The following is a 17,364-nucleotide window of genomic DNA, read 5'->3' on the forward strand; positions in this document are numbered from 1 at the left end:
CTTTAGCGTGAGCTTCTGGCGGTTTTTTTACGCCTTGAAGGTTTGATCAGGGCTTCTCGGCAATGATCGTTGCCCGTTTCGGGCCGGGGTAACCTTCAATGGTTTTAGTCGGATCATTGGGATCCAGAAAGTCGGCCAGCGAGTTATACCGCATCCAGTCGGTTTGCCGTTGTTCTTCCGTCGTGGTGTCGCTGACATCCACGACTCGGGCGTTGCGGAAGCCAGCTCGTTCGAGCCAGCGAATCAGTGTCGGGCAACTGGGTAAGAACCAGACGTTGCGCATCTGCCCGTAACGATCTTCCGGCATCAGGCTGAAACCTTCAGGGCCATCCACAACCAGGGTTTCCAGCACCAGTTCGCCGCCCCGGCGCAAGGTGCCTTTCAAATCCAGCAGGTGGTCAATTGGGGAGCGCCTGTGGTATAGCACGCCCATGGAGAAGGTGGTGTCGAAGTGTTCAAGATTGTCCGGCAGATCTTCCATGCGAATGGGTAAGAGATCTACCGGAACGTCTCCGAGGTAACCTTTGACCGCCAGAAACTGAAACATAAACAGCAGCCCGGGATCGATGCCAACAACCTGCCGGGCACCGGCGCCCGCCATGCGCCAGCAGTGATAACCCGAGCCGCAACCGACATCGAGAATGGTGCGTCCTTTCAAGTCCGCAAGGTGAGGCGAAACCCGGTCCCACTTCCAGTCTGACCGCCATTCGGTGTCCACGTGGGTGCCGAAAAAATTGAAAGGGCCTTTCCGCCAGGGCATTAAGCCGCGTAAACCCTGCTCGAGATTTTCGGCGTCCTGTTCGCTTAACGGTTGCTCTGAGGTTACGGTCACGGCTGACGAATTCAGTTCTACTTTCGCCGGGAGATCTGACGGCAAGGCCTGGAGGGCTGCGTGCCAGCGCGCCATATCACCGTGTGGGTTGTCTTCGAAACGGCGGATCAGCTGAGCCGTCAAAACCTCGGCCCAGGCTGCCTGATCACTGTTGTTGAGGGAGTCGATAAACGGCGAGAAATGTTCGCGCCAGTCGAAAGCAGGCATAGGTTTCGTGGTATCCGGTAATTAAGAGTTCTTGATGGCCAGCATGGAAACAAAATTGAAACACTGATACCACACCAGCACCTGATCAAACCCGGTATCCAGCAGCCGTTGTTTGTGGGTGTTCAGGGTTTCGGGAATCATGATGTTTTCGATTGCAGCGCGTTTTTGGCTGATCTCCAGATCGGAGTAGCCGTTGGCGCGTTTAAACTCATGATGCAGCTGCGTCTGGGTGTTCTGTTCCGAATCGGATTCGAAGCGGATCTTTTCGGACAGAATCAGTACGCCGCCCGGCAAGGCGGCATCGGCGATTCGTGCCAGCAAATCCTTTCGCTTCTCAGGCGGGACGAACTGCAGCGTAAAGTTCAAAGTGGTGACTGAAGCCCGGCTGAGCTCGGTGGTCAGAATGTCTTCGCAGCGCAGGGTAACCGGCAACTCGTGATCGTCGAGAGCCACGTAATGCTCGCAGCGTTCGATCATGGCGCTGGAGTTGTCGACACCCACCAAAGTGCAATCGGTGTGGGGGATGCCGTGCCGCATGGCCAGGGTAGAAGCGCCCAGTGAACAGCCCAGGTCGTAGCAGTGAGAGCCGGGCTGTACGTATTGTTCGGTAATTACCTCAATCATCGGGATGATTGTGGTGTAGCCGGGTACGGATCGACGAATCATGTCAGGAAACACCCGAGCTACCGAGGCATCAAAGCGAAAATCTTCAGGGTTTCGCTCGGTGGCGAACAACCGGTCGGTCATCTGTGGCGCGGGGCTCGGTTTTTTATCGCTCATCACTGTCTCCGACTTTGGGTTTTGCCGGATCTTGATCGGTGGGTGAAGGGCGGGCGCAGCGAACACCTCGGTTCTTGTAATCGACCAGAATACCGCGGAACGATGGGTCTACATCGGCGGCGATGGCAAGGTAGCCGTTTTCACAGACAGCGTGCAGCCCGGAGGGCTTGCGAGACATGCGGAATGCTTCGCCAGGTTTTACGTGGATGGCCTGAAAATCACCAACGGGAACATGATCTTTGTTGTCTGAGTGTTTGATTTTTCCGCCGACCTCCAGTGCCGTGACTGTGCCGATGATGGCAATCACCGCAGTCACAATAAGGGCACGCGCCGAATAGCGGTTTTCACGTTCGCTCATGGTTACCTCTTTGAAACGTCAGTATTCAGAATTGCCCCGGAAGCGTCAGAGCGGGCTCTTGCAGGGCAGACAGTTGTTCGCGCAGAGACAGGATTTGGTCAGACCAGAAACGCGGCTGTGCAAACCATGGGAAAAAACGCGGGAACGCGGGGTCTTGCCAGCGCCGCGCCAGCCAGGCGCAGTGGGCGATTTGCCGATAGCAGCGCAAAGGTTCGATCAAATGCCGTTCCCGGCGATCAAAATCCCGGAAGGTTTCGTAGCCCTCAAGCAGCTCGCCCAACTGGCTGCCGCGTTCATTTGCTTCACCGTTCAACAGCAGCCACATATCTTGCACCGCGGGGCCGGTGCGGCAGTCGTCCAGATCAACAAACAGCATGGCTTCGTCACGGCAAAGAATGTTGCCTGCGTGACAATCCCCGTGGATTCGGAGCGTGTTTACATCGCCAGCGTTTTCCATACGCTGCTTGCAGCCATCGATTAAATCCGGGATCAGGCTGTCCCAGGCGGGCCGAAGGTCATCCGGAATCCAGCCGCCGTTAACGAGCAAGGCGTTGTGTTCCTCCAATCCCCGAATCAGGTCAAACTCCGGCCGGTGCTCGAAGGTTTTGGTTGCGCCCAGATTATGGATTTGGCCCAGCCATTGGCCAAGGCGATAGAGTGTATCCGTCACGCTGGTGTCGGGTGCCTGGCCGCCCCGTTGAGGAAACACCGAAAAACGGAAGTCGCCATGGTGACCTAATGACTCGCCGTTGCGCAGTGCCAGTGGTGCGACTACGGGAATGTCGGCCGCTTGAAGCTCGAGTGTAAATTCGTGTTCTTCGCGAATGGCGGCATCCGACCAGCGACCGGGGCGGTAGAATTTCACGATAACGGGAGGGCCGTCGTCCAGCCCGATCTGGTACACCCGGTTTTCATAACTGTTCAACGCAAACAGCCGCCCACTGACAGGGAAACCGGCTTCTTCCATGGCATCCAGAATAGTTTCCGGTGTCAGGCTGTCGTACGGATGTGGCGAAGCGGTTATGTCAGAAGGCTCATGTTGCATAGTATTCAGAAGGCCGAATTTTGTTGAGATTTCATGAATTGCAGGTGATACCAGTTTTCATCCAGCTCCCAGCGCACACGATTGATGCTTGGTGACGCCAGCACAATATCGCCGGCCCGGGCCTGCACCTGAGCCAGCTCGCGTTCGGCTTTTTGCCAGTCCCGATGGGTGTCAGTCAAATGTTTCATGCCCGGAAACACCACCGATAACGCCTGTTGCGTTGACAGGGTGTGGGACCGAAGCGAGCTGATGGTGGCTGTATCCCCTTCTACTCTCAGTACCCGGTGTTGATAGGGGTAACTGGATACCACTTTGTCCGCTTTAAGCTGATCGTTCAGGCTGGTGACTTCAAAGCCACGCCAAGCGATCCAGCCGACAAATAGTGCGGCGACGATCATTACCGTAAGAAACTGCTTCCTGTCGGACATTGCCCAATGCTCCGTGCATCCGTTGCGCTTGGGGTAAAGTATAACGGTTCTGAAAGCTCAGGTAATGTAACGCAGGGTTATCTGCGGTAATTTCAGACCGTGGATCGAAGAACGGGACGGAAAAGTGGATTACGAAAGCTACAAAGTGCAAACCGTCGTGATAGGCGCCGGCGTGGTTGGGTTGGCGATTGCCCGGGAACTGGCTCGTTCGGGGCGCGAGGTGTTGGTGCTGGAAAGCGGGCCGCGATTTGGTGAAGGAATATCGTCCCGCAACAGCGAAGTGATTCATGCCGGTATCTACTATCCGACCGATTCTTTGAAAGCCAGGTTTTGCGTGCGGGGGCGGGCGTTGCTGTACGACTATTGCGCCAGCAGAAAGGTGGGGCACCGTAAATGCGGCAAATGGATTGTGGCCACCGATGAAAATCAGTTGGTGCGGCTCGATTCGATTCGCCGACAGGCGGAGGCAAATGGAGTTTCCCTGCACCCCGTTGAAAGTGATGCGATAACCGCGCACTGTCCGGAAGTGCGGGCCGCCGGGGGCTTGTGGTCCTCGCAGACCGGTATTATTGATACCCACGGCTTGATGCTGTCGTTGTTGGGTGAGTTGGAAGACACCGGCGGACAACTGGTGCTGAACAGCCGGGTAGTTGCCGTGGAAAGTGTATCGGATGGCCACCGTCTTACCGTAGAAGGGGACGCTTTGGTGACCTTGACAGCCGAAGAGGTCGTGAACGCCGCAGGGTTGGGTGCTCCGGGGCTTGCACATAACTGGTTGGGGTTACCGGACGCTGCCAGGCTCAGGCAATGGCTGGCCCGTGGCGTGTATTTCAGCTACAGCGGGAAACACCCGTTCAATCATTTGATGTATCCCTTGCCGGAGCCGGGTGGGCTGGGTGTGCATCTAACGCTGGATCTGGCCGGGCAAGCCCGTTTCGGGCCCGACGTTGAATGGGTTGATGCAATAGATTTCACCGTGGCCCCCGAACGGCTTCGCGCTTTTGCAGAGGGCATTCGCCAGTGGTGGCCGTCGCTCGATGCTCACCGGCTTCAACCCGCCTATGCCGGTATTCGACCTAAACTTGTGGGGCCGGAGGGCGGTTTTGCGGATTTCCGGATCGACGGGCCCGAGGTTCATGGTCTTGCCGGCGTGGTTCATCTTTACGGCATCGAATCGCCGGGGCTGACCTCCTGTCTCGCTATCGCCGAATACGTTAAACAGCAGTTGAGTTAACCGGGCGTGCGGGCCAAAGCCCAGATTTGAATGTCCCGGGCGCCGGCTTCGGACAGTGCTTTGGCGAGCGCCCTTGTGGTTGCACCCGTTGTCACCACATCGTCGATAATCGCGACCCGCTCCGGAATGGGTTCGCAAACCTCGAATACCAATCGCAAATTGCTCAATCGAGCCTCTCTGTTGAGGCCCCTTTGGGCTCGCACGTTGCGTTTTCGCTGAACAGCACGGCTCCCGACCGGGACCCCAAGGCGTTGACCCAGATATTCGGCAATATCCTGTGATTGATTGAATCCACGCCGCCATCGACGTTGCCAATGCATGGGGGCAGGGATCAGCAACTCCGGGAGTTCTGAGTCGGCCAGAGTGTTCTCGAGGTAGTCACTGAAATCTGCAAGCAGTGGTCGGGCGAACTTACGTTGGCCAAGGTATTTGTAGCGGCCGATCATGCTGTCTACTGGAAACTGATAACGCCAGGGGATCAGTGAGCGTGTAAACGGGGGCGGTTGCGTAAGACATTCGCCGCAGTGCTTGACGGGGCCGTCAAAGGGGAGGGGTAGGGCGCAGGTTTCGCACCGCAGTCGGTTGTGGGGAAGGTCGGCGCGGCAAGGTGGGCACAGGCCTTGGAGTGCCTGTTTACTCAAGCAGGTGACGCAGCGGCCGGTGGTCGCTTCTCTGTTAACCAAGTAGTCCAATAAGGTTGACAGCGCTTTCAGTCTGTTTATCATCGTGGTTTATCCGTAAACCAAATACCTTGCGAAGGTTAACAGGACTTGAACATGACTGCTACTGCACTGCGACACGACTGGAGCCTTCAGGAGGCTCAAGCGCTTTTTAATCTCCCGTTTAACGATCTCTTGTTCCGCGCTCAGTCGGTGCACCGGGAACATTTTGACCCGAACGAAGTGCAGGTCAGTACGTTGCTTTCGATTAAGACCGGCGCTTGCCCGGAGGACTGTAAATACTGCCCTCAGAGCGGGCATTACAACACCGGTCTGGAGAAAGAAAAACTGTTGGAGATTGAAAAGGTTGTCGCGGAGGCGCGCGCTGCGAAGCAAAAGGGCGCGTCGCGGTTTTGTATGGGGGCGGCCTGGCGCAGCCCGGCAAAGAAAGATATGCCGTACGTTTTGGATATGGTTCAGCAGGTGAAGTCGCTGGGGCTGGAAACCTGCATGACGCTGGGCATGCTGAAAGAAGAAGAGGCCAAGGAGTTGGCGGAAGCCGGTCTGGATTATTACAACCATAACCTGGATACCTCCGAGAAGTATTACAACCACATTATTACTACCCGCACCTATCAGGATCGTCTGGATACGCTGGATAACGTGCGCAAAGCCGGTATGAAGGTTTGCTGCGGCGGGATTCTGGGCATGGGTGAGGACGAAGATGACCGTGTGGGCTTGTTGGTTCAGTTGGCCAATTTGCCACAGCATCCGGAGAGTGTGCCGGTGAATATGCTGGTGAAGGTGAAGGGGACGCCGCTGGAAGATGTGGAGGATCTGGAGCCGTTTGATTTTATCCGGATGATTGCGGTGGCGCGGATTATGATGCCTGCCTCTCATGTTCGTTTGTCGGCTGGTCGCGAGCAGATGAATGAGCAGATGCAGTCGCTGTGTTTCCTGGCGGGTGCGAATTCGATTTTTTACGGCGAGAAGTTGCTGACGACGTCTAACCCGGAGGCGGATGCGGATATGCAGTTGTTCCGTAAGCTGGGCATTCGTCCTGAGCAGCGGGAGCAGTGTGCCACCGAGGAACAGCAGGAAGAGGAGTTGGCCGAAGCGGTTGAGTATGAGGCTACGCGTCACATGTTTTATGACGCTTCTCGGGAATCTGCCTGATTTCAGGCTTTGGTGGCGTGTGAAGGTCTGGCGCTGCTTTTCGGGACACGCTACGAGCACATCCATGTGCGCTTGTTTCAGGCCGTCCTTGGCCTTCAACAGTCCCGAAAAGCAGCGCCAGACCTTCACTCCAAATCTGATCGGGGAGTCAGTTGCCAATTCTGACTCCTTTTTACCCGGATTTTCATTGCCCTGACCTTTTGGTGTGTCGTCTTTATGCGCGATTTTGCCCACGAGATTGAACAACGGAAACGCGCGGGTCTGTACCGGACCCGACGTTTGGTTTCTGGCCCGCAACAGCCGGAGTTAACCGCAGATGGTCGGGCGTTGCTGTCGTTCTGCAGCAACGATTATCTGGGCCTCGCCAATCACCCCAACAATATTGAAGCGCTGAAGAACGCCTTGCCCGAGACCGGGTTGGGTGGGGCTGCGTCTCACCTTGTGTGTGGTCATCATGACGCTCATCACCGCTTGGAAGAACGGTTGGCGGATTTTACCCGGCGCAGCAGCGCATTGTTCTTTTCCACCGGCTATATGGCAAATGTGGGTGTGATTTCGGCGCTGGTGGGGCGGGGCGATACGGTGTTTTCGGATCGACTGAACCATGCCTCCATCATCGATGGCTGTATTCTTAGCCGGGCTCGGGTCCGGCGCTATGCCCACGGGGATGTTGAAGCGCTGGAAACGATGTTGGCAGATACTTCGGGGCACAAGGTTGTGGTCACCGACGGGGTGTTCAGCATGGATGGCGATGTGGCGCCATTGAAGGCATTGGCGCGAGTCTGTAAGGCCCACGATGCTTTGTTGATAGTGGACGATGCCCACGGCATTGGCGTGCTGGGGCCACAGGGGCGGGGCAGTGTGCTGGAGGCGGGGCTGTCGGAGGATGAGGTGCCGGTTTTGATTGGTACGCTCGGCAAGGCGGTGGGTACCAGTGGTGCTTTTGTCGCGGGTCCGGCGCTCTTGATGGATTATCTGGTGCAGAAAGCTCGAACGTATATATACACCACAGCGATGCCGCCGGCGATGGCGGCTGCGACCTGCGCGAGCTTGGATCTGATTGAGGTCGATGATCAACGGCGGGCACACCTGAATGGGTTGATCGCGCGTTTCCGCGAAGGCGCGCAGGCGTTGGGTTATGAGCTGATGCCGTCTTATACGCCGATTCAGCCGATCATGATTGGCGGCAATGAGGAGGCTTTGGCGTTGAGTCAGGCCTTGGAGCAGCAAGGCGTGATGGTGACGGCTATTCGGCCGCCGACGGTGCCTGAGGGGCAGGCTCGCCTGCGGGTGACCTTGAGTGCTGCCCACAGCGAGGCGCATGTTGCTCGTTTGTTGGCGGCTCTTTCAGAGTGTCGGGTGTTGCGTGATTTAAGTGATTCGGAGCAGGTGGCAGCCCTATGAATATGTTTAATGATCTGACCACGGCCTCTGCCACGGATGGCGGTACCGGAACCAAGGCATCGATTGCCTCGGGGTTTGGTGGTGCCAGCCAAACGTATGACAGTGCGTCTCGATTGCAAAAGGCGATGGGCGACACGCTGTTGTCGCGCATTCCCGAATCTTTCAGACCGGAGTCTGTTCTTGATTTGGGCTGCGGCACCGGTTGGTTTACCCGGAAGCTGACGGCACGATTTCCCGAGGCTCGGGTTACGGGTGCGGATTTATCTCCGGGTATGTTGGCGCAAGCTGAAGCGGCTACCGACCGCGCTGATGTTAACTGGCTGAATGCCGATGCAGAGCAGTTGCCGCTGGCGGACCAGAGTGTTGACCTGGTGTTCAGCAATCTGATGGTGCAATGGAGCCAACAGCCCGAGGTTGTGCTGGCGGAATGTCAGAGGGTGCTGCGTCCGGGTGGTCTGTTAGTGATGTCTACGCTGGTGGATGGTACGTTGCGAGAGCTCAAGCAAGCGTGGGCGAAAGCCGACCCGGGGCAGCCACACGTCAATCGATTTGTGCCGGCGGAGCATTGGCGCAGCCTGACGAGGGCAACGTTGACGGGGTCAGAGCTTGCGTTATCGCCAATTCGTTTGCGCTATGACACACCCATGGCGCTCAATCGGGAACTCAAACATTTGGGAGCCGTGTTCAAAGGGGAAGAAAGGCGCCGGACAGTGACCGCTCCGGGGCGTTTCCGCGCGATGTGCAGGGCCTATCCGGGCGTTCGGTCTGGTCAGGTTTTCGCGACTTACGAGGCCGGTTGGTTGTATTGGCAAAAGCCCACAGCAGGATAAACACGATGGCAAAGAAAACATACTTCGTAACGGGTACTGATACCGAGGTGGGTAAAACCATCGTCAGTGCGTCGATTCTCGAGGCTGCCAAGGCGCAGGGCAAACGTACCATTGCCATGAAGCCAATCGCTTCGGGCTGTGAGCAAACACCGGAAGGCCTTCGTAATGAAGATGCGCTGATGCTGCAAGCCGCGGTTACGGAAACCGTGGCTTACGATGTGATTAATCCAGTTGCCTTGGAGCCCGCGATTGCGCCTCATGTCGCGGCGGTTCAAGCGGGTAAGCAGATCAGTTCCCAACGTTTGATCGGTTTTTGTCGCGGTCTGCAGATGCAGCCCGCGGACGTGATGCTTATCGAAGGGGCTGGAGGTTGGCGGGTGCCGTTAAATGATCGCGAAACCTACGCGTCGGTGCCCCGTGAGATGGGCTTGGGCGTGATCATGGTGGTGCCGCTGAAACTTGGCTGTATCAATCATGCGATGCTGACGGCAGAAGCTATTCGTGCAGATGGTTTAACCGTGGCTGGTTGGGTCGCAAACCACCCCGAAGCCGACCCGATGAGCTGTGAAGAAGAAACCCTCAATTATTTGGTTGCGCATCTTGAGGCGCCCTGTTTGGGCGTTTTGCCCTATGTGGGCGAAGTGCCAGTGGCGGATTTGCCCTCAGTGTTGGCCCGTTATCTAAATGTGTCTCCGTTGTTTGAAAATTAACCAGATTTGTGCGTTAATTGAGCCAATTGTCTGCCACGGGGAATTGGCTCCATGATCAATAACACTCTCGGTATCGGTATTCAGGGCATCCAGGACGGCATAGTCGGGATGGATAACGCCGCCCGAAAAATTGCCCGGGGTGGCGCAGATGGTCCGCAGGGAAGTGCAGAAGGGGCCGGTAATCTTGCTGAGCCTATGATCGAGCTGAATCTCTACAAGCGCAGTGTTGAGGCCTCGGCACAGGTGGTTAGAACCGCTGACGAAACCATAGGCACCCTGTTGGATATCAAGGTCTGATCAACGGGCACGGCCGTGAACATACCCCCACAAATTTCTCCAGTTTATCCCTCGGTAGGCTCTGTCTCAGCGGCAGGTGCCGTTGGCCCTGTGGTCGCTGGTTCAGCGACCGCTCCGGGTGAACAACCCACTGAGGGTGAAAATCGTTCGATACGCGCTTCGGAACAGGCTTCCGAAGACAAATCGTCCGGCTCATCTACCGAAAAATCCGAGCAAGAAAACGAAAATCCCCAAGGGTTGACCGAGTCCGAGCTGAAACAGCTTGCTGAGCTCAAAGCCCGGGATCGGGAAGTGCGCGCTCACGAGGCGGCCCACCAAGCAGTGGGAGGGCAGCACGCCGGCGCGATTTCATACTCCTATGAGCGTGGCCCTGATGGCGCTCAATACGCGGTCGGCGGGGAAGTGCCTATCGATGTATCGCCAGTGGCGGGCGACCCCCAGGCAACAATTGAAAAAATGCGTGTTGTTCGCGCGGCCGCCATGGCCCCGGCCCAACCCTCGTCGCAAGATCGTGCCGTGGCCGCGCAAGCGATGCAAACCATGCTGCAGGCACAGGTGGAACTGGCCAGTGGTGAGGGGGAGAGCGCCAGTATTGATGGCCGGGCTGAGGACATCGGACAAGTTCAAAGGCCTCAGGATAGTCAGTCCCGCCAAGCCACAGAGGCGTATCAAAATGTATCCGCTATGCAGGGTTATGGGTTCGACTCGGACGCTGCCACTTCGATTTTCATTTGACACACCCCTCAAGATAAAGCCCTGAACGCGATAGGCATATCGCCTTTTCTCCTCTCTGTTTGTTACGTTTGTGAACACAAAGCCCGACAAAATTGACTCAATTCTCTTGACAATTCTGTGCTCCAAAACGTATGTTTCAAACAAGTGTTTAATTAAGGCTGTGGAGCACGAGCTTCGCGGTGTTTGAGCAAACCACGGTATAGCTGCAACAACTTCAGCTGCAACCAACATTGAGGTGGATTCAATGCCTGAGTACAAAGCGCCCCTGCGTGATATCAAATTTGTAATGAACGAGCTGCTCGACAGCGAGACCCACTACGCCAATTTGGAAGGCGCTGAAGACGCAACTCCGGATATGGTCGATGCCATCATCCAGGAAGGTGCAAAGTTTGCTGAACAGGTACTGTCTCCGCTGAACGCGGTAGGTGACCGTGAAGGTTGTACCTGGAGCGAAGACGGCGTTAAAACGCCGACTGGCTTTAAAGAAGCGTACGACCAGTTTGTTGAAGGCGGCTGGCCATCACTGGCGGCCGACGCTAACTATGGCGGCCAGGGCCTGCCAGACTCTCTCGGCATCGTGATGAGCGAGCTGAACGGTACTGCTAACTGGTCTTGGGGCATGTACCCGGGCCTGAGCCACGGTGCAATCAACACCCTGGAAGCGCACGGTACTGAAGAGCAGAAGCAGACTTACCTGACCAAAATGATCAGCGGTGAGTGGACCGGCACCATGTGCCTGACCGAAGCGCACTGTGGTTCTGACCTGGGCACCCTGCGTACGAAAGCAGAGCCTAACGCAGACGGTTCTTACAGCATTTCCGGTACCAAGATCTTTATCTCGGCCGGTGAGCACGATATGACCGAGAACATCATTCACATCGTACTGGCTCGTCTGCCGGGTGCACCTGAAGGTACCAAGGGCATTTCCCTGTTTATCGTACCTAAGTGCCTGCCGAACGAAGACGGTTCTGCGGGTGAGCGCAACGCTGTTTCTTGTGGCTCTATCGAGCACAAGATGGGTATCCACGGCAACGCAACCTGCGTAATGAACTTCGACGGCGCCAAAGGCTGGCTGATCGGACCTGAGAACAAAGGTCTGAACTGCATGTTCACCTTCATGAACACCGCGCGTATCGGTACAGCTATCCAGGGTTTGGGCGCAGCTGAACTGGCGTTCCAGGGCTCATTGGCTTACGCCAAAGACCGTCTGGCCATGCGTTCACTGAGTGGCGCGAAGAACCCGGAAGGCATCGCTGACCCGATCATCGTTCACCCAGACGTGCGTCGCATGCTGCTGACTCAGAAAGCCGTTGCTGAAGGTGCTCGTGCCCTGATCTACCTGACTGCGCAAAAAGCAGACCTCGTGGCTCGTGGCAAGACTGACGAAGAGCGCAAGACAGCCGACGAAGCGCTGGGCTTCCTGACCCCGATCGCCAAAGCCTTCCTGACCGAAATCGGTTACGAAGCTGCGAACCTGGGTATGCAGGTATTTGGTGGTCACGGTTTCATCTCCGAATGGGGTATGGAGCAGAACGTACGTGATGCCCGTATCGGCATGATCTACGAAGGCACTACCGGCATTCAGGCGCTGGATCTGTTGGGCCGTAAGGTTCTGATGACTCAGGGCGAGTCTCTGAAGACCTTCACCAAGCAAGTTCACGTGTTCTGCAAAGAAAACGCAGACAACGAGCAGCTGAAGCAGTTCATCGAGCCGCTGGCAGCAATCAACAAAGAGTGGGGCGACCTGACCATGAAAGTGGGCATGGCCGCTATGAAGAACCGTGAAGAAGTAGGTTCTGCCTCCGTTGACTACCTGATGTACTCCGGTTACGCCGTGTTTGCGTACCTGTGGGCTCAGATGGCCAAAGTTGCTCAGGAAAAGCTGGAGCAAGGCACGACTGAAGAAGCGTTCTACACTGCGAAGCTGCAGACTGCTCGCTTCTACTTCACCCGCATGCTGCCGCGTACCAAGACTCACGCTGCCACCATGCTGGCCGGTGCAGACACTCTGCTGGATATGCCGGAAGAAAACTTCGCCCTTTAAGGCTGAGGTTGCTATCTGATTGATAGTGCAAAAAAAGCCCGTTCTCTGTGAAGAGGCGGGCTTTTTTCATGAGTTTGAGGCCAGTATTAAGGTAGAATACCGAGCATAGAATAATAACCTTGATACGGACACATTGCCGATCGGGCGGACGTCGCTGAGCCTTCCAATGAGGGCCATTGTCAAAGCATGCCCCCGAAGAGACTGACTGATTTTCTGGAGAGTTATACATGGCTGATTATCAAGCCCCCCTTCGTGATATGAGTTTCGTTCTGAACGAAATGTTTGATGCGCCTGCTTTGTGGGCTTCACTGCCAAGAATTGCCGAAAACGTTGATCCGGAAACGGCCGATGCCATTTTGGAAGAAGCTGGAAAAATCACCGGCGGCGTTCTGGCCCCTCTGAACCGCGAAGCCGACGAACAAGGTTGTAAGTGGGACGAAGGCGAAGTAACCAGTCCGGAAGGTTTCAAAGAGGCCTACCAAACCATCGTAGAAGGTGGCTGGAATGGACTGGGTGGCAACCCGGAATTCGGCGGCATGGGCATGCCCAAAACACTGGTCGCGCAATTTGAAGAAATGATGCAGGGCGCCAACATGGCGTTCGGCCTGGCACCCATGCTGACCGCTGGTGCCTGCCTGGCGTTGAACGCCCACGGCAGCCAGGAGCTGAAAGAAAAATACCTGCCGAACATGTACTCCGGTGTATGGTCCGGCGCCATGGACCTGACCGAGCCCCACGCCGGTACTGATCTGGGCATCATTCGCACCAAAGCAGAGCCAAACGACGACGGCTCCTTCAATATCACCGGCACCAAGATCTTCATCACTTGGGGCGAGCACGACATGGCGGAGAACATCATCCACCTGGTGCTGGCTAAGCTGCCGGATGCGCCTAAAGGTCCGAGGGGTATCTCCTTGTTCCTGGTTCCGAAGTTCATGGTTAACGACGACGGCTCACTGGGCGAGCGCAACCAGTTCAGCTGTGGCTCCATTGAAAAGAAAATGGGCATCAAAGGTTCCGCTACCTGTGTGATGAACTTTGATGGCGCCAAAGGTTGGTTGGTCGGCGAAGAAAACAAAGGCCTGAACGCCATGTTCACCATGATGAACTACGAGCGTCTGGGTGTGGGTATTCAAGGCATCGGTGCTGCTGAAGCCTCTCTGCAAAGCGCTCGTGAATACGCCAACGAGCGTATCCAGAGCCGTGCGCCGACTGGCGCCCAGCAGCCAGAAAAAGCCGCAGACCCGATTCTGGTACACCCGGATGTGCGTCGCATGCTGCTGACCATGAAGAGCTACGTTGAAGGCGGCCGTGCTTTCTCTACCTACGTCGCCAAGTGGCTGGACATCTCCAAGTACTCCGACAACGACGAACAGCGCAAACACGCAGAAGGCATGGTTGCTTTGCTGACGCCGGTTGCCAAAGCCTTCCTGACCGACCGTGGTCTGGAAACCACCATCATTGGCCAGCAGGTCTTCGGTGGCCACGGCTTTATCCGCGAGTGGGGTCAGGAGCAGCTGGTTCGTGACTGCCGCATCACCCAGATCTACGAAGGCACCAACGGTATCCAGGCTATGGACCTGATGGGCCGTAAAGTCGTAGCGAGCCAGGGCAAGTTGTTTGAACTCTTCGCAGAAGACGTTAGCGCATTCATCGAAGAAAACAGCAGCGATGAAGCCTTGCGCCCCTACCTCGAGCCGCTGGCGGCTTCACTGGAGCGACTGTCTGACACCACCGAGCACGTCATCAAGCAGGCTGCTGAAAACCCCAACGCCATCGGCGCTGCGGCAGTCGACTACCTGGACATGTTCGGTTACACCGCACTGGCCTATATGTGGGTAAAAGCCGTTAAAGCGGCTGCACCGAAAGCAGAAGGCGACACTTCCGGTTTCTACACCGGTAAGCTGAAAACAGCACGTTTCTACTTCGAGCGTTTGCTGCCGAAAGCCGTGTCACTGGCTGAAGGTATCCGTAGTGGCAGCGATGCCATGATGGCGCTGGATGCTAACGAAATCTAAAACGATTTCGTCAGTCCAGAAAGTGAAAAAGCAGGCCCAAGTGGCCTGCTTTTTTGTGGATGCTTACGCGGAAGTTTGGTGGCGTTCGGGAACTGCTTTCCAAAACCTTGCGTAGCCATGGATGGCGAAGCAGAGCGTACATGGACGTATTCACAGCGTGTTTTGGAAAGCAGTTCCCGAACGTCACCTACTCCCAAAGTTTAGGTCACAGGCGGTTAATCAGGTCAGGGTTGGTCACAAATGGATTCTCATTACCCTGAATCTCTGCAACCCTGCGATGCCGAGTCAGTTCTCTATCATCTGGCGGATCAAGCTTGCTCCAGCTTTGGAATACCGGAGTCGCCCCCAGCCACGGCAAACCATAAGTATCCACCATGTAGGCCATGGTACGAGCAACATCACCCTTAATGCGCTCTGCCGGCTCAAAGAACTGATTATTCGTGCGAATACCGCACTCATCCCGATCAATCGCCGGACTCAAATCCTCATAACGCGCCGTCCGGCGCTTCAGCTCAACGCGACTACGAACCGGCACCATATTGTGCAAATCCGACGCAATCTGCCGATAGCGATTGTCCCGCTTACACTGTGACTTCGTACCGCAATCCAAGGCAGAACGAATATCGGCGAGCGGATAAATGTGCCCGTCGGTCATCACAAAACCTTTGGATTTAAACGGCTCATTGCAGAAAAAAGACGAACCGCCGTCCGCATAAAGATTGCCCCAAAACTCATTCTTCACCACCGATTCAGGATCACTGAATCGAGTGTTCTGGGCGATCACCATGCCTGTTGAAAGAGCGATAGCAAGTGTCGTGGGTATGGCTATTATTTTTTTCATGGTCCATGTGCCTCACATCGTACATCGAGTGCCTGGGCCAATTAGAGAACTGGCTGATGGCTAAATGAACAGTTCGCCGAAATTATGACAGTGTGATCATTTATTAATGTGAAGTATGACACAGTGGTGGTTTCGCGGAAGCGCGTTTGGCCTGATTAATGTGTATGTTTGTTACACATTTCTCAGTTGGCACCGGCGAGCAGAGCCGACAGATCCCTGAGGTGATGCCATGGCGGAAGGTCGCCGTATCCCTTGGCCGCGCGGTCGGTGATACCGCAAAGCTGAATGGCGCGATGCAATTGAGCCAGGCTGAGCCTGCGTGCGGCGTGCTGAATAGCCCCCGCTCGCTTGGGCTGGAATACCCCCCGCTTTTTCAGAAAACCGGCCGGATTATCACCGGGAGGCAGGGCGGTTTTCAGCTCGATGATCAGATGCAGATCCCGAACCAGCACGCTGAGCAGGCCCAGCGGGTTTTCGCCTTCCTGTTGCAGGATGCCGATGATCTTTCCAGCATGTGCTGCTTTCCCGGCTAGAAGCTCAGTAACCAGCTCGAAACCGTTGAACCGGGCGCTGTCTTGTACCGCCATCTCTATGGTTTCTTCATCGATGGTTTTGCCATCAGACAGCAGGGTCAGCCGGTCCAGCTCTTGGCTCGCGGCAAGAAGGTTGCCTTCCAAACGTTCAGCCAACATCGCCAAAGCCCCACGGGTAATGTGCAGGCCCTGATTGCTGGCCCGCTGTTGCAGCCAGCCGGTAAATTTGTCCGAATCGACAGGCCAAACCGGCACGTGCACACCATTGGCCTGTAAATCTTTGTACCACTTGCGCTTGGTTTCCGCCGCATCAAGTTTGGCGCTGATCAGCAGCAGAATGACATCGTCAGGGGGGGATTGAAGAATCTGTTCCATCACCTTACGACCATCGCCGAGCTTGCCGGTCGGTAAATGGATCTCGATGCGCCGTTTCTCGGCAAACAGGGACATGGCATTGCATTCGTTCGCCACCGAGCCCCAGTCCAGTTGCTGGTCGGCGTGGTAGGTCAGGCGATCATGAAAGCCTGCGCCCTTGGCGGCCTTACGGATCTGGTCGCAGCATTCCTGAACCAGAAGGGGTTCATCGCCAGAGACGAGGTAAACCGGTGCAAGACCCTTTTTTAATATTTGAGGGAGTTGGCCGGCCTGAATCTTCATGGCGACTCTGAGGGCTTCTGATCAGCGGAATGTGCTTCCAATGCAGCGTCTATACGCTCTTGGGTCATCGGAACCAGGCGGAATATCACCTGCTGGGCGAGACGGTCGCCGAGCTGCTGTTGGAGTTCTTCTTCCTCTCGCTGTTTGGCCAGCACGTTGGTTTCATCGTAGCGATAGGTTTCGCTGGCGGTCAGATCTGTTGCAGCGATGAGAGGGACTTTATTGGCCGAGTGCAGCTCGATGGTCACACTGTGGCGCAGCACATACTCGGCGGCGGAAGCCTGGGCAGTGATGGCCGAAGCCCGACGATCCTGATTGTAATCCCTGAGCGTCAGCACGTAATCCGCGGTTTCGGTGGGCTCAAGCTTTATGCCACCCAGCGACAATTGTTCGCGTACCGACTCGCAAAAGCGCGCTGGCAAAGAGTTTGGGCAGTCAATGGCCAGAGGCTGCAAAGCCGCTGGCACCGGCGAGGTGCCTCTTAGCTGAAAGCCGCAGCCAGAAACCGCAGTCGCGGTTATGACCGCAAGGAGCGATAACCGAAAGGTTTTCAGAGTCAGAGGCATCCATTTCATA

Annotated in this window: 18 protein-coding genes; 9 read left to right on the forward strand and 9 right to left on the reverse strand. The window is 56.0% G+C overall.

Annotated elements, in window-relative coordinates:
* Positions 1 to 46 precede the first annotated feature (46 nt).
* Genes cmoB through MWU64_RS12060 form a run of 5 tightly spaced genes read right to left on the reverse strand, consistent with a single transcriptional unit; the run spans position 47 to position 3,650 of the window.
* Entirely contained in the window at positions 47 to 1,039 is a 993-nt protein-coding gene (gene cmoB / locus MWU64_RS12040; protein ID WP_247064637.1) for a tRNA 5-methoxyuridine(34)/uridine 5-oxyacetic acid(34) synthase CmoB, read from the reverse strand.
* Between the two features lie 21 nt (positions 1,040 to 1,060).
* Positions 1,061 to 1,819: a carboxy-S-adenosyl-L-methionine synthase CmoA gene (gene cmoA / locus MWU64_RS12045; RefSeq protein WP_247064638.1), complete on the reverse strand. Its 759-nt coding sequence runs from the start codon at positions 1,817 to 1,819 to the stop codon at positions 1,061 to 1,063.
* The gene (locus MWU64_RS12050; RefSeq protein ID WP_247064639.1) at positions 1,809 to 2,177 is read right to left on the reverse strand and encodes a kinase; all 369 of its coding nucleotides are present in this window, start codon (positions 2,175 to 2,177) and stop codon (positions 1,809 to 1,811) included. Before MWU64_RS12050 ends, cmoA begins: the two co-directional genes overlap by 11 nt.
* A 25-nt stretch (positions 2,178 to 2,202) precedes the next feature.
* Positions 2,203 to 3,222, reverse strand: coding sequence for a serine/threonine protein kinase (locus tag MWU64_RS12055; RefSeq protein WP_247064640.1), 1,020 nt, complete (start codon positions 3,220 to 3,222; stop codon positions 2,203 to 2,205).
* Between the two features lie 5 nt (positions 3,223 to 3,227).
* On the reverse strand, positions 3,228 to 3,650 hold the full coding sequence (locus tag MWU64_RS12060; protein WP_247064641.1) for a hypothetical protein: 423 nt from the start codon (positions 3,648 to 3,650) through the stop codon (positions 3,228 to 3,230).
* Between the two features lie 124 nt (positions 3,651 to 3,774).
* Between MWU64_RS12060 and MWU64_RS12065 the strand changes: the two genes are divergently transcribed.
* Positions 3,775 to 4,884 carry an NAD(P)/FAD-dependent oxidoreductase gene (locus MWU64_RS12065; RefSeq protein WP_247064642.1) on the forward strand — a complete coding sequence of 370 codons (1,110 nt, stop codon included), beginning with the start codon at positions 3,775 to 3,777 and terminating at the stop codon, positions 4,882 to 4,884.
* Here MWU64_RS12065 and MWU64_RS12070 read toward each other — a convergent pair.
* Positions 4,881 to 5,609, reverse strand: coding sequence for a ComF family protein (locus tag MWU64_RS12070; RefSeq protein WP_247064643.1), 729 nt, complete (start codon positions 5,607 to 5,609; stop codon positions 4,881 to 4,883). The two genes, MWU64_RS12065 and MWU64_RS12070, sit on opposite strands and share 4 nt — an antisense overlap.
* Before the next feature lie 51 nt (positions 5,610 to 5,660).
* Between MWU64_RS12070 and bioB the strand changes: the two genes are divergently transcribed.
* The 8 genes from bioB to MWU64_RS12110 all read left to right on the forward strand — a co-directional run bounded on the left by bioB (position 5,661) and on the right by MWU64_RS12110 (position 14,757).
* Positions 5,661 to 6,719 carry a biotin synthase BioB gene (bioB, locus tag MWU64_RS12075; RefSeq protein WP_247064644.1) on the forward strand — a complete coding sequence of 353 codons (1,059 nt, stop codon included), beginning with the start codon at positions 5,661 to 5,663 and terminating at the stop codon, positions 6,717 to 6,719.
* Positions 6,720 to 6,935: 216 nt separating this feature from the next.
* Positions 6,936 to 8,123, forward strand: a complete 1,188-nt coding sequence (gene bioF / locus MWU64_RS12080; protein ID WP_247064645.1) for an 8-amino-7-oxononanoate synthase — start codon at positions 6,936 to 6,938, stop codon at positions 8,121 to 8,123.
* Positions 8,120 to 8,953: a malonyl-ACP O-methyltransferase BioC gene (gene bioC / locus MWU64_RS12085; RefSeq protein ID WP_247064646.1), complete on the forward strand. Its 834-nt coding sequence runs from the start codon at positions 8,120 to 8,122 to the stop codon at positions 8,951 to 8,953. The genes bioF and bioC overlap by 4 nt, the downstream gene beginning before the upstream one ends.
* A 5-nt stretch (positions 8,954 to 8,958) precedes the next feature.
* On the forward strand, positions 8,959 to 9,663 hold the full coding sequence (gene bioD, locus MWU64_RS12090) for a dethiobiotin synthase (RefSeq protein WP_247064647.1): 705 nt from the start codon (positions 8,959 to 8,961) through the stop codon (positions 9,661 to 9,663).
* Between the two features lie 51 nt (positions 9,664 to 9,714).
* A complete protein-coding gene (locus MWU64_RS12095) occupies positions 9,715 to 9,960 on the forward strand; it encodes a flagellar basal body rod C-terminal domain-containing protein (protein ID WP_247064648.1) in 246 nt (81 codons plus the stop codon).
* A gap of 90 nt (positions 9,961 to 10,050) precedes the next feature.
* The gene (locus tag MWU64_RS12100; RefSeq protein ID WP_247064649.1) at positions 10,051 to 10,695 is read left to right on the forward strand and encodes a putative metalloprotease CJM1_0395 family protein; all 645 of its coding nucleotides are present in this window, start codon (positions 10,051 to 10,053) and stop codon (positions 10,693 to 10,695) included.
* Positions 10,696 to 10,939: 244 nt separating this feature from the next.
* Positions 10,940 to 12,739 (forward strand): acyl-CoA dehydrogenase C-terminal domain-containing protein, encoded by a 1,800-nt coding sequence (locus MWU64_RS12105; protein WP_247064650.1) that lies wholly within the window; start codon positions 10,940 to 10,942, stop codon positions 12,737 to 12,739.
* A 227-nt stretch (positions 12,740 to 12,966) separates the two neighbouring features.
* Positions 12,967 to 14,757: an acyl-CoA dehydrogenase C-terminal domain-containing protein gene (locus MWU64_RS12110; RefSeq protein WP_247064651.1), complete on the forward strand. Its 1,791-nt coding sequence runs from the start codon at positions 12,967 to 12,969 to the stop codon at positions 14,755 to 14,757.
* Positions 14,758 to 14,962: 205 nt separating this feature from the next.
* On the opposite strand, the gene MWU64_RS12115 is transcribed toward MWU64_RS12110, so the two are convergent.
* The 3 genes from MWU64_RS12115 to lptE form a co-directional block, all read right to left on the reverse strand.
* The gene (locus tag MWU64_RS12115; protein ID WP_247064652.1) at positions 14,963 to 15,598 is read right to left on the reverse strand and encodes an endonuclease; all 636 of its coding nucleotides are present in this window, start codon (positions 15,596 to 15,598) and stop codon (positions 14,963 to 14,965) included.
* A gap of 182 nt (positions 15,599 to 15,780) precedes the next feature.
* Positions 15,781 to 16,788 (reverse strand): DNA polymerase III subunit delta, encoded by a 1,008-nt coding sequence (holA, locus tag MWU64_RS12120; RefSeq protein WP_247064653.1) that lies wholly within the window; start codon positions 16,786 to 16,788, stop codon positions 15,781 to 15,783.
* Complete coding sequence (gene lptE, locus MWU64_RS12125) at positions 16,785 to 17,363, reverse strand: LPS assembly lipoprotein LptE (protein WP_348645557.1); 579 nt, start codon at positions 17,361 to 17,363, stop codon at positions 16,785 to 16,787. The genes holA and lptE overlap by 4 nt, the downstream gene beginning before the upstream one ends.
* Between the last annotated feature and the right edge of the window lies 1 nt (position 17,364).

The organism is Marinobacter sp. S0848L, from assembly GCF_023016065.1.
Taxonomy (GTDB): domain Bacteria; phylum Pseudomonadota; class Gammaproteobacteria; order Pseudomonadales; family Oleiphilaceae; genus Marinobacter.

Excerpts from the sequence above, each read along its gene's own strand:
- lptE (WP_348645557.1), bottom strand. The coding sequence starts at position 17,363 with ATGAAATGGATGCCTCTGACTCTGAAAACCTTTCGGTTATCGCTCCTT.
- cmoA (WP_247064638.1), bottom strand. The coding sequence starts at position 1,819 with ATGAGCGATAAAAAACCGAGCCCCGCGCCACAGATGACCGACCGGTTG.
- bioF (WP_247064645.1), top strand. The coding sequence starts at position 6,936 with ATGCGCGATTTTGCCCACGAGATTGAACAACGGAAACGCGCGGGTCTG.
- holA (WP_247064653.1), bottom strand. The coding sequence starts at position 16,788 with ATGAAGATTCAGGCCGGCCAACTCCCTCAAATATTAAAAAAGGGTCTT.
- cmoB (WP_247064637.1), bottom strand. The coding sequence starts at position 1,039 with ATGCCTGCTTTCGACTGGCGCGAACATTTCTCGCCGTTTATCGACTCC.
- MWU64_RS12050 (WP_247064639.1), bottom strand. The coding sequence starts at position 2,177 with ATGAGCGAACGTGAAAACCGCTATTCGGCGCGTGCCCTTATTGTGACT.
- bioD (WP_247064647.1), top strand. The coding sequence starts at position 8,959 with ATGGCAAAGAAAACATACTTCGTAACGGGTACTGATACCGAGGTGGGT.
- MWU64_RS12070 (WP_247064643.1), bottom strand. The coding sequence starts at position 5,609 with ATGATAAACAGACTGAAAGCGCTGTCAACCTTATTGGACTACTTGGTT.
- MWU64_RS12060 (WP_247064641.1), bottom strand. The coding sequence starts at position 3,650 with ATGTCCGACAGGAAGCAGTTTCTTACGGTAATGATCGTCGCCGCACTA.
- MWU64_RS12115 (WP_247064652.1), bottom strand. The coding sequence starts at position 15,598 with ATGAAAAAAATAATAGCCATACCCACGACACTTGCTATCGCTCTTTCA.
- MWU64_RS12110 (WP_247064651.1), top strand. The coding sequence starts at position 12,967 with ATGGCTGATTATCAAGCCCCCCTTCGTGATATGAGTTTCGTTCTGAAC.
- MWU64_RS12105 (WP_247064650.1), top strand. The coding sequence starts at position 10,940 with ATGCCTGAGTACAAAGCGCCCCTGCGTGATATCAAATTTGTAATGAAC.
- bioB (WP_247064644.1), top strand. The coding sequence starts at position 5,661 with ATGACTGCTACTGCACTGCGACACGACTGGAGCCTTCAGGAGGCTCAA.
- MWU64_RS12055 (WP_247064640.1), bottom strand. The coding sequence starts at position 3,222 with ATGCAACATGAGCCTTCTGACATAACCGCTTCGCCACATCCGTACGAC.
- MWU64_RS12095 (WP_247064648.1), top strand. The coding sequence starts at position 9,715 with ATGATCAATAACACTCTCGGTATCGGTATTCAGGGCATCCAGGACGGC.
- bioC (WP_247064646.1), top strand. The coding sequence starts at position 8,120 with ATGAATATGTTTAATGATCTGACCACGGCCTCTGCCACGGATGGCGGT.